Source organism: Streptomyces sp. NPDC014907, from assembly GCF_055562975.1.
Window position 1 is genome coordinate 271,082 of sequence record NZ_JBVHEG010000007.1, and the last position, 8,565, is coordinate 279,646.

Here is an 8,565-nt window from a genome sequence, read left to right on the forward strand (position 1 = left end):
GGGGTGTCCGGTGCCCCTCGCGCCCGGGGAGCCGGAGCCGGCGCGGCATCATCGCGCCCGGGGAGCCGGCCCGGGGGAGCGGCCGTACGCGCCGGCGCCGTACGGGCCGCCGGCCGTGCGGGGGCCGGTCAGTCCTCCCCGGCCTCCGCCTCGCCCCTCCGGCCGTGCGGACGGCGCTGCTCCTCGCGGCCCGGGCCCGGGGCGCGGCGCTTGGCGTCCATGCCGCCCTCGTCGCCGGCGGTCCCGCCGCGGCGCTCCCCCGCCGCTTCCGCCTCCCGGCGCGCCTCGACGTCACCGCTCTCGCCGACGGACTCCGGGGGCGTGGTCCGCGGCGGGCCGTCCGCCGGGAGGGTGCGCCGGCGCTCGTGATGGCTCATGATCGTCCTCCTTCGCGCCGCGGGCGGGCGCGTGGGGCGGCTGCCCCCGGGCGTCACGCCGAAACGTCCCGCGCGGGGGCGAGCACGAAGGCGTGGCCGGCCGGGTCGGTGTAGCGGCGGGTGTCGGTGCGCCGGTCGAGCCGGCTGCCGTTCTGGTCGGCGGACACGGGGCGCGCGCCCAGGGAGACGGCTTCCCGTTCGGCCTCGTCGAGGGCGTCGGGGGCCACGAGGATGAGCAGGTGGGCCTGCTGGGAGTCGTCCGGCCGGGGCCAGCTCGGCGGTGCCTGGCCGGGGTCGCGGCGGATGCCCAGGACGACGCCGGCGGCGCCGGAGAGCAGCAGCAGGTCGGGATCGCCTCCGCTCGGCTCGACGGTGGCGTCGAGGAGGGCGGCGTAGAAGCGGGCGAGGGGCTCGGGGTCGGTGCTGTCGAGGACGAGGACACCGGTCTTGGGAACGGTCATGCGGTACGTGTGCCCCGTCGGCGGGCTCGCAGACGCGCCTCAACGGGCTTGTGCGCGAAGGGAGTCGGCGCGCGCGGACCGTGCGGGAGCGCGTGCCCCGGCGAGCGCCCCGCCGGAACGTCCCGCTCGCGCGCGGATGTTCCGGGGAGACTCGCGCGGATGTTCCGGGGCGAAGGGGGCACGCGTAGTCCCGTGCCCGGACACGGGAGTCCGTGGCCGGCCCGTACGGAAGGCGCGACGGCGCGGGGGACCCGCGCACGCGACCGGAGCGCGGAAGCCGGTGTACGTGGACGGGCGGACGGCGAAGGCGACGACGGGACACAGGGAGCACCGATGAAGATCCGTTCGTGGTCGGCCCGACCGGATCTCCGGCTCACGGCCCACGCGGTCGCCGGCCGGTACCGGCTCGACGACCTCCTGGGGCGCGGCGGCGCGGCCGATGTGTACGAGGGCCTGGACCTGCGGCTGCGGCGGCCGGTGGCGGTCAAGCTCTTCCGGCCGGACGGCGACCCCCGGACGCGGGAGCGCTTCGGGAGCGAGGGCCGGCTGCTGGCCAGGATGCGGCACCCGGGCCTGGTGACCGTGTACGACTCCGGCCTGGAGGAGGAACGGCCCTACCTGGTGATGCAGCTGGTCAGGGGGACCACCCTGCGCCGGCGGATCGCCGAGGGCCCCCTGCCGCCCCGCGAGACGGTCAGGACCGGAGCGGTCCTCGCCTCGGCACTGGCCCACGTGCATGCGGCCGGCGTCGTGCACCGCGACGTCAAACCGTCGAACATCCTCCTGGACGAGGCGGACACCCCGCACCTGGCCGACTTCGGCATCTCCCGGTCCCTCGACACCACCCGCGCGGAGACCGGTCCCCTCGTGGGGACCGCCGCGTACTTGGCGCCGGAACAGGTGCTGGGCAGGGGAGCGGGTCCGGCCGCGGACGTCTACGGCCTCGGACTGGTGCTCCTGGAATCCCTGAAGGGCGAGCTGGAATACGCGGGCGCGCCCCTGGAGGCCGCGCTGGCGCGGCTGCACCGGCCCCCGGTCGTCCCCCCGGGGCTCCCCGCCGGCCTCGCCGAGCTGGTGGAGGCCATGACGGACGCGGACGAGACCGGCCGCCCCGACGCCGAGACCTGCTTCCGGACGCTGACCGCCCTGCGGGACGGAGGGCCGCCCGCGCCGCCCCCTCACGGCCCCGGACTCCCGGAAGCGGCCCGGGCGGACGGCGGCGGACGGACATCCGCGGCGCCACCGGACGGGCGGGCGCCCGTGACGGTACAGAGCGGGGGCCACGGGCCGGCGGACGGCCTCCCTTCCCCCTCCGCTCCCCGCCGTCCCGGCCGCGCCCTCGCCGCCGGTGCGACGCTGGCCGTGCTCGGAGCCGCGCTGACCGGCTCGATCGGCGGACCGACGGTCGCCGGCGGGGGAGAGGCGTCCCGGATGCCGCGGCAGACGGTCGCCGAGCCCCCGGCCTCCCGGACGGACCGCACCACCGGGCCCCGGCCCGAACGCGCCTCCGGCTCCCCGCGCCCGCGGACGGAACCCGCCGCGGGCACGGCGGCGACCCGCCGGGACCCGACCCCGCCACCGGCGGCCCCGGTCCCCGCGTCCCGTGCGCAGGCGGACCCCTCTCCCTCCACCGGGAAATCCGCCGACGGGAAATCCACCGCCCGGCCCGGCCCGGCGACCGGCGGGCCCGCGAAGGCCGTCCCCGCCGCCCGGGGCGGGCACGGCGCTCCGGGGGAGGGGGCGGCCCGGGGTCACGCGCGCGACGGGTCCGGCCGGCCCGCCGGGGCCGGACAGCCGGCGAAGAACCGCGGGAACTGACGACGGACCGCCCGGACGGCCGTGTGAACGGGCCGCGTCGGGCAACACGCAGGAGAACGGCACGGGAGGCGCGTCACGGCCGTCCCGGCAGAAAGGAAGTGGACAGGCATGCACCCCGACATCTGGTCCTTCTCCGAAACCACGTCCCACGCGGCCGGCACGGATCTGACCGGATACGCGGTCGAGGCCACGGACGGCGGCATCGGAAAGGTCGACAAGCACTCGGCAGAGGTCGGCCGGGGGCACCTGGTCGTGGACACCGGACCGTGGATCCTCGGCAGGCACGTCGTGATACCGGCCGGCATCGTCACCGCCGTGGACCCGGCGGCCGGGACGGTCTTCGTCGGCCGCACCAGGGAACAGATCAAGAACGCTCCGGAGTTCGTGCCCGAGGAGGCCGACACGGACGGGCACCACCGCATGACCCTCACGGACTACTACCTGGCGTTCTTCCGGTAGGCACCGTCCAGACGACGTACGAGTACAGGAGGTCCCGTGTCCGCACTGCTGAACCGCATCAGGAGTTTCGCCCGCAGCCCCCAGGGACAGCGGGCCGTCGCGTCGGTACGGCGCGCCGCCGCCGACCCCCGGAAGCGGGCGCAGGCCCGCGGTCTCCTCGCCAGGCTGAGGAGGCGCCACTGAGGGGGGCGCCGCACCGGGCGGCACCCCGACGGGACCGGCGGACGCCGGTGACCGCGAGCGGGCCGACGGCGTCTTCCGGACGTCGCGGACCGCCCCCGGTCACCGGCGTCCGCCGTGGGCACTCCAGGACGGCGGCGCGCCGCTTCCGGGAACGGGCGCACCCGCGAGGGGCCGCCCGGACGGGTCAGCCGGCGAGGACGTCGAGGAACGGCTGCCAGTCGATGTGGAGGCCCTCGGTACCGACGGGGACCATGCTGTGCGAGGTGTTCACCCAGCGCAGCACATGGCCGCGGTCGAGGCTGATCAGGGCGGCGTGGGAAGGCTCCCCCAGGCGCAGCACGACCTGCTCGTAGGGGGCGGGGCGGATGTGCACCTCGCCGATGCCGGTGGGGGCCTCGGTGCCGGCGAGGAGCATGTCGCGGTCCAGCCTCCAGACCACGTCGCCCGACGGGGTGTGGAGGGCGAGCTCGACGGTGAAGGGCGAGCGGGACCGGTAGCGCGCGGTGGCACCGAGGGGGACGTGGCAGGCGTCGGTGATCAGGCGGGCCGTGGTGTTCCACTTGATCTCGCGGCAGGGCGGCGGTACGGGCGAACCGGCTCGGGGCATGGGTGCTCCAGCTTCGGGCACCGCCCCGGGACGGCGGCGCTTTCCGGTTCGGCTACCCCCTGGACCGGAATCACACCCCGGAAGAGTGCGGTTGCGGGGAGGAAGATGCGGGGGATTCATGGAAATCGTCAACCCTTGGCGAGGAATCCCCCCTTCCGGGTGTGTGACGGTGCTCACTCCGCCACCCGGCCCGGGAGTGAGTCTCCGGCCCCATCGGGGTTACATTCCCCGGTGCACCTCATGAGGGCGGTCGCACCGGACCGGGTGCGCGTGGACCGACACGCTCCCTCGTCACAGGCTCGAAAGGGGAGAAAGGTGACCGGCACAGAGGACATATCCGGGTCCGCGGACCGTGAGGAGGGCGGCAGATCCACCGCCGAACACGCGGTGCGCATACGCCGCCGCCTGGAGCGCCTGATCGGCATCGCCGCCACCGAGGGCAACGCCCTGGTCCCGCTGCGCAACGGGGACGAGATCTTCCCGGCCATGCTGGAGAGCATCCGCTCCGCCGAGCACACGGTGGACATGATGACCTTCGTGTACTGGAAGGGCGACATCGCCCGCGAGTTCGCCCGGACGCTCGCGGAGCGGGCCCGGGCCGGCATCCGGGTGCGGCTGCTCCTCGACGGCTTCGGCAGCCGGCTGATCGACAAGGACCTGCTGACGGAGATGGAGCGGTCGGGCGTCCAGGTGGCCTGGTTCCGCAAGCCGCTGTACCTGTCGCCGCTCAAGCAGAACCACCGCTGCCACCGCAAGGTGCTGGTCGTGGACGAGCAGGTGGCCTTCACCGGCGGCGTGGGCATCGCCGAGGAGTGGTGCGGCGACGCCCGCAACCCCCGTGAGTGGCGGGACACGCACGTCAAGGTGTTCGGTCCCGCCGTGGACGGCATCGCGGCGGCGTTCGCGCAGAACTGGGCCGAGTGCCACGACGAGCTCTTCGACGACCGCGACCGGTTCACGAGCCACCGCCCCCGGGGGAACGCGGTGGTGCAGGTGGTGCGCGGTTCGGCCAGCTTCGGCTGGCAGGACATGCAGACCCTGATCCGGGTCATGATCGAGTCGGCCGAGGAGCGGTTCCGGCTGGCCACCGCATACTTCTCCCCGGACGCCTACTTCATCGAGCTGCTGTGCGCCGCCGCGCGGCGCGGGGTGGAGGTGGAGATCCTGCTGCCCGGGCCGCACACCGACAAGCGGGTCTGCCAGCTCGCCGGACAGCACTTCTACGAGGACCTGCTCGCCTGCGGCGTGAAGATCCACCAGTACCAGCCGACCATGATGCACGCCAAGGTCATCACCGTGGACCGCACCGCGGCCCTCGTCGGATCGACCAATTTCAACCGGCGCTCCCTCGACCACGACGAAGAGGTCATGCTCGCGGTCCTGGACGAGGAGTTCACCGCGACCCTGGACGCCCACTTCGACGCAGACGTCGAGGCCAGCCGGCTGATCCGGGCCGGACGCTGGAAGAGGCGCTCCACGCTGCAGCGCGCCCGGGAGCTCGCCGTCCAGCCGATCCGCCGCTATCTGTGACGGCCGCCCGGACGGTCCGTCGGCACCGGGCCGGGCACCGGCGCCGGGCGGGCCCCTCCGTGGAGGCCGCTTTCCGCCGGGGCCGTCCTCCCGCCCGCCCGGCCGGCGGCGGCCGGTCCGGCGTCGCGGGGCGGCCGGCCGGGTGACCGCGGCTCAGGGCCGCCCCCCGGCCCCTTTCACAGACCGAGGTAGAAACGCACGGTCGTGCCCCCGTCCCCGGTGTGCACGCGCACCAGGTCCGAGACGTAGTGGACCAGCATCAGGCCCCGACCGCCGAGCTGTCCCCGCCGCGGCGGCCTGCGGCCGGCCAGCGGATCGGTCAGGAGTCCGGCGTCACGGACCTCGAAGACGGCCCGGCCGTCCTCGCTCCAGACCGCCAGCGTCCCGTGTCCGCCGCCGTGCACGACGCTGTTCGTCGTCAGCTCCGCGACCGCCAGTTCCGCGTCCTGCAGCCGTTCCCCGGAGATGCCCAGCCGCGCGGCCCGTTCGACGGCGAAACGGCGGGCCGCCGGAAGCTCCTCGGCTCCGTAGGGGAAGACCTCCGCCCCGGAGAACGGCGGCAGCGCCTCGTTGTGCCGGGAGACGACCGCCTCCCAGTCGTACGCGCCGCTGGCCTCCTCACGGCCGCCCGAGATGACGGTGGGATGGGTGGCGCGTGCTTCGGCAAGGACCGTCTCGTCCAGCCGGGACGCGTCGTACGGGCACAGGATCGTCACCGCGCGGCCCTCGAAGGCCGGGTTGATCAGTGCCTCGTGCTGCGCGCAGGCCGGGTACTCCACCGCGCTGCGGCCCGCCCAGATCGGCTCCCCGATGATCCGCACCCGCCCCTCCGGGTGGGCGTCGGCGAACCGCTTGAGCACACCGGGGATGATCCGGCCCGGATTGCGCCCGGCCTCCGTCATGTCCAGCATCACCAGACCCTCGGCGTCCTGGCCCAGTCCCTCCCGGATCAGCTCCAGGTTGGGTCCGGGAACGGCCACCGCCACCGGCTCGCCGGCGGCCAGTCCCCGGCGCACGAACGCCACGGTCTGCTCGGTGTACTCCCGCGCGGAGGTGTAGAACAGCGCCGGATGCTCGAACATCTCGTCGGTGGTCACCGTACTCATCGCGACGCCACCTCGACCCGGCACTGGTCGGGCCAGAACATCTCGAGGACCCGCGGCAGTTGCGGTGGCGGGTCCTCCACCACCACCCGGCCGTCGGGCAGGGTCATGGCGGTGACCGCGAGCGCCGTCACCCCCGCGACGTCCACGAACGCCACGTCCGCCAGTTCCACGTACGACACGTCCACGTGCCGACGGGCCAGTTCGGACAAGGCTTCCTCCCAAGCGGGACGGGTGGCCTCGCTGATCTCACCGCTGGCTCGTATCCCAGGGCGACCGGGCAACGGGCTCACCTCCAAAGCGACGTGCCCGGACACCGCCGGGCCGGGCACGCCCACCGCATGCGGGGCATCCACGCTCGAACTCCTTCGACGTCCGTCAGCCGGGAGACGCGTTCATCTCGGCCCCGCACCGGGGAAGGACAGTCCTTCCGGCAGTGGAGTCTAACGCGGCACGCGCCCCCGTCGGCGGGCCTCCCCCGGTCCGGGGGCCGTCGCGGACCGGCGGACGGTGACGCGCAGGGAATAGGGGCGGCCGGCGCTGATCGCCTCGGCCTGCTCGGCGAGGTCCGCGCCCGTGAACCCCAGGAACGCGGCGTCGGCGGCCGCGCGCAGCAGCGGCACGATCTCGGCGGCGTCCCGGCCCCGGTGGGTGAGGGCTATCGCGCCGAAAGCCCGCTGGTACGGGACGGAGTACGAGCTCGAACTGTCCTTCAGGAGGCGGTCCATGTCCTCGGCGCGGACCGTGATCTCACCCATGCTCTGCTCCCGTGAAGCCGCGGCCCGGCCGCTCCGGACCCTCACGAACGACGCTACGAGCAGGGTCTGACATCCGTGCGGCCGTCCCGCGCGGTCCCGTCGGGGTGCCGCCGGACGCCCGCGTCCGAAGGGGCACGGGCGGGCGGGACCGCCATGAGGGCCGCCGGACGCCCGCGCGGGTGCCCGGCGGCTCGCCCCGTGCGCCCGCTCACCGCCTTCTCCGCGAACTCGTGTACCAGGCCGCGACGAGGCCGATGACCACCAGGACGATCAGTATCTTCATGGCCCCCTCCTGCCCGGGATCGGACGCCCGACGCCTGCCCGGCGCGCCGGGACCGGGACCGGGCACCGCAGGGGGCGGCTTCCGGCCACCCGGGGAGGGGCGGCGGGGCGCGGCCGGGTCCCGGAGGGCCGCCGGCCGGCCGTCCGCGCGGCCCGGAACGGTCGGCCGGGACCGCTTTCCGTGGCGTGAGGTTGCCTGCCGGGCGGGGCGCATACCCGGCGCATGGGAGCGCGGCGCGCTCATGAGAGCGCGGAGTGGAGAAAATGTGGGCGCGCGGGATGGGTAGCCGAAAAGCAGACGGTAATAGATTGCCAAAAGGGGTTGAATCGGGCATTTGATGGTCGCTTATGAGGCAGGGTTCGGGTGGTGGCATATGCCCGGGACTCTTCCCGTCTCACCCTGCCGACGAATTACCGGCGAGTAACGACGCGGTCCGCATACCTGAACGAGCCGAATCCTTTAATGTGATTGGCGTGAGTTCGGTTTCGGGGGGAAGTCTTGGCCGGGAGGCGCTCGTCGCGCCGGTCCGGAGGCAGGGCTGATCGCCGGCGTCCACGATCGGAATGGCACTCCTCCGGGAGTGGCGGCACATGCTCCGAGCGTTCGTGAAAAAACCGTTCCGCCTCCCGGAGCGTCCGGGTGAACCGCGTGTGAAAAGCGACAGGAACAAAGAACCGAGAACGGGTGGGAACGTGAGCAACCCCTTCGATGACGAGTCGGGACGCTTCGTCGTCCTGGTGAACCACGAGGCCCAGTACTCCCTCTGGCCCGCGCACCTCGACGTCCCCGGAGGCTGGGAACGCGAGGGGACCGAGGGGTCGCGCCAGGAGTGTCTGGAGCGGATCGAGAGCGTCTGGACCGACATGCGCCCCGCCAGTCTGGTGGCGGCGATGGAGGCCGGCACCGGCTGACACGGCCACGGGTCACGGGGGTTTCCGCGCAGGTCGGGCGGGGTGCCCCGTGATCCGGGCGCCGGTTTCGTTCAT

Annotated in this window: 11 protein-coding genes; 5 read left to right on the top strand and 6 right to left on the bottom strand. The window is 74.1% G+C overall.

Annotated elements, in window-relative coordinates; translation table 11 throughout:
- Nucleotides 1–128 precede the first annotated feature (128 nt).
- Nucleotides 129–377, bottom strand: coding sequence for a hypothetical protein (locus tag ACZ3IL_RS20670; RefSeq protein WP_467391948.1), 249 nt, complete (start codon nt 375–377; stop codon nt 129–131).
- Between the two features lie 53 nt (nt 378–430).
- The gene (locus ACZ3IL_RS20675; protein WP_467391950.1) at nt 431–838 is read right to left on the bottom strand and encodes a VOC family protein; all 408 of its coding nucleotides are present in this window, start codon (nt 836–838) and stop codon (nt 431–433) included.
- A gap of 333 nt (nt 839–1,171) precedes the next feature.
- On the opposite strand from ACZ3IL_RS20675, the gene ACZ3IL_RS20680 reads away from it, so the two are divergent.
- The 3 genes from ACZ3IL_RS20680 to ACZ3IL_RS20690 all read left to right on the top strand — a co-directional run bounded on the left by ACZ3IL_RS20680 (nt 1,172) and on the right by ACZ3IL_RS20690 (nt 3,298).
- Entirely contained in the window at nt 1,172–2,656 is a 1,485-nt protein-coding gene (locus ACZ3IL_RS20680; protein ID WP_467391952.1) for a serine/threonine-protein kinase, read from the top strand.
- A gap of 108 nt (nt 2,657–2,764) precedes the next feature.
- The gene (locus ACZ3IL_RS20685; RefSeq protein WP_467391954.1) at nt 2,765–3,115 is read left to right on the top strand and encodes a PRC-barrel domain containing protein; all 351 of its coding nucleotides are present in this window, start codon (nt 2,765–2,767) and stop codon (nt 3,113–3,115) included.
- Between the two features lie 36 nt (nt 3,116–3,151).
- Nucleotides 3,152–3,298, top strand: coding sequence for a hypothetical protein (locus ACZ3IL_RS20690; RefSeq protein ID WP_467391956.1), 147 nt, complete (start codon nt 3,152–3,154; stop codon nt 3,296–3,298).
- A 184-nt stretch (nt 3,299–3,482) separates the two neighbouring features.
- Here the strand turns inward: ACZ3IL_RS20690 and ACZ3IL_RS20695 are convergent, their stop codons facing one another.
- Nucleotides 3,483–3,905, bottom strand: coding sequence for an SsgA family sporulation/cell division regulator (locus tag ACZ3IL_RS20695; protein WP_467391957.1), 423 nt, complete (start codon nt 3,903–3,905; stop codon nt 3,483–3,485).
- Between the two features lie 315 nt (nt 3,906–4,220).
- Here ACZ3IL_RS20695 and ACZ3IL_RS20700 point away from each other — a divergent pair, with 315 nt between their 5' ends.
- Nucleotides 4,221–5,435: a phospholipase D-like domain-containing protein gene (locus ACZ3IL_RS20700; protein WP_467391959.1), complete on the top strand. Its 1,215-nt coding sequence runs from the start codon at nt 4,221–4,223 to the stop codon at nt 5,433–5,435.
- A 176-nt stretch (nt 5,436–5,611) separates the two neighbouring features.
- On the opposite strand, the gene ACZ3IL_RS20705 is transcribed toward ACZ3IL_RS20700, so the two are convergent.
- From ACZ3IL_RS20705 to ACZ3IL_RS20715, 3 genes are all read right to left on the bottom strand, one after another.
- Complete coding sequence (locus ACZ3IL_RS20705; RefSeq protein WP_467391962.1) at nt 5,612–6,541, bottom strand: anti-sigma factor RsbA family regulatory protein; 930 nt, start codon at nt 6,539–6,541, stop codon at nt 5,612–5,614.
- Nucleotides 6,538–6,876 (bottom strand): STAS domain-containing protein, encoded by a 339-nt coding sequence (locus ACZ3IL_RS20710; protein ID WP_467392061.1) that lies wholly within the window; start codon nt 6,874–6,876, stop codon nt 6,538–6,540. Before ACZ3IL_RS20710 ends, ACZ3IL_RS20705 begins: the two co-directional genes overlap by 4 nt.
- Nucleotides 6,877–6,981: 105 nt before the next feature.
- The gene (locus tag ACZ3IL_RS20715) at nt 6,982–7,296 is read right to left on the bottom strand and encodes a hypothetical protein (RefSeq protein ID WP_467391964.1); all 315 of its coding nucleotides are present in this window, start codon (nt 7,294–7,296) and stop codon (nt 6,982–6,984) included.
- A gap of 975 nt (nt 7,297–8,271) precedes the next feature.
- On the opposite strand from ACZ3IL_RS20715, the gene ACZ3IL_RS20720 reads away from it, so the two are divergent.
- Nucleotides 8,272–8,490 carry an MbtH family protein gene (locus ACZ3IL_RS20720; protein ID WP_467391966.1) on the top strand — a complete coding sequence of 73 codons (219 nt, stop codon included), beginning with the start codon at nt 8,272–8,274 and terminating at the stop codon, nt 8,488–8,490.
- The last annotated feature ends 75 nt before the right edge of the window (nt 8,491–8,565 follow it).

Bases quoted from the DNA above. Each gene is read 5' to 3' on its own strand.
- ACZ3IL_RS20670 (WP_467391948.1), bottom strand. From the start codon at position 377: ATGAGCCATCACGAGCGCCGGCGCACCCTCCCGGCGGACGGCCCGCCG.
- ACZ3IL_RS20675 (WP_467391950.1), bottom strand. From the start codon at position 838: ATGACCGTTCCCAAGACCGGTGTCCTCGTCCTCGACAGCACCGACCCC.
- ACZ3IL_RS20680 (WP_467391952.1), top strand. From the start codon at position 1,172: ATGAAGATCCGTTCGTGGTCGGCCCGACCGGATCTCCGGCTCACGGCC.
- ACZ3IL_RS20685 (WP_467391954.1), top strand. From the start codon at position 2,765: ATGCACCCCGACATCTGGTCCTTCTCCGAAACCACGTCCCACGCGGCC.
- ACZ3IL_RS20695 (WP_467391957.1), bottom strand. From the start codon at position 3,905: ATGCCCCGAGCCGGTTCGCCCGTACCGCCGCCCTGCCGCGAGATCAAG.
- ACZ3IL_RS20705 (WP_467391962.1), bottom strand. From the start codon at position 6,541: ATGAGTACGGTGACCACCGACGAGATGTTCGAGCATCCGGCGCTGTTC.
- ACZ3IL_RS20715 (WP_467391964.1), bottom strand. From the start codon at position 7,296: ATGGGTGAGATCACGGTCCGCGCCGAGGACATGGACCGCCTCCTGAAG.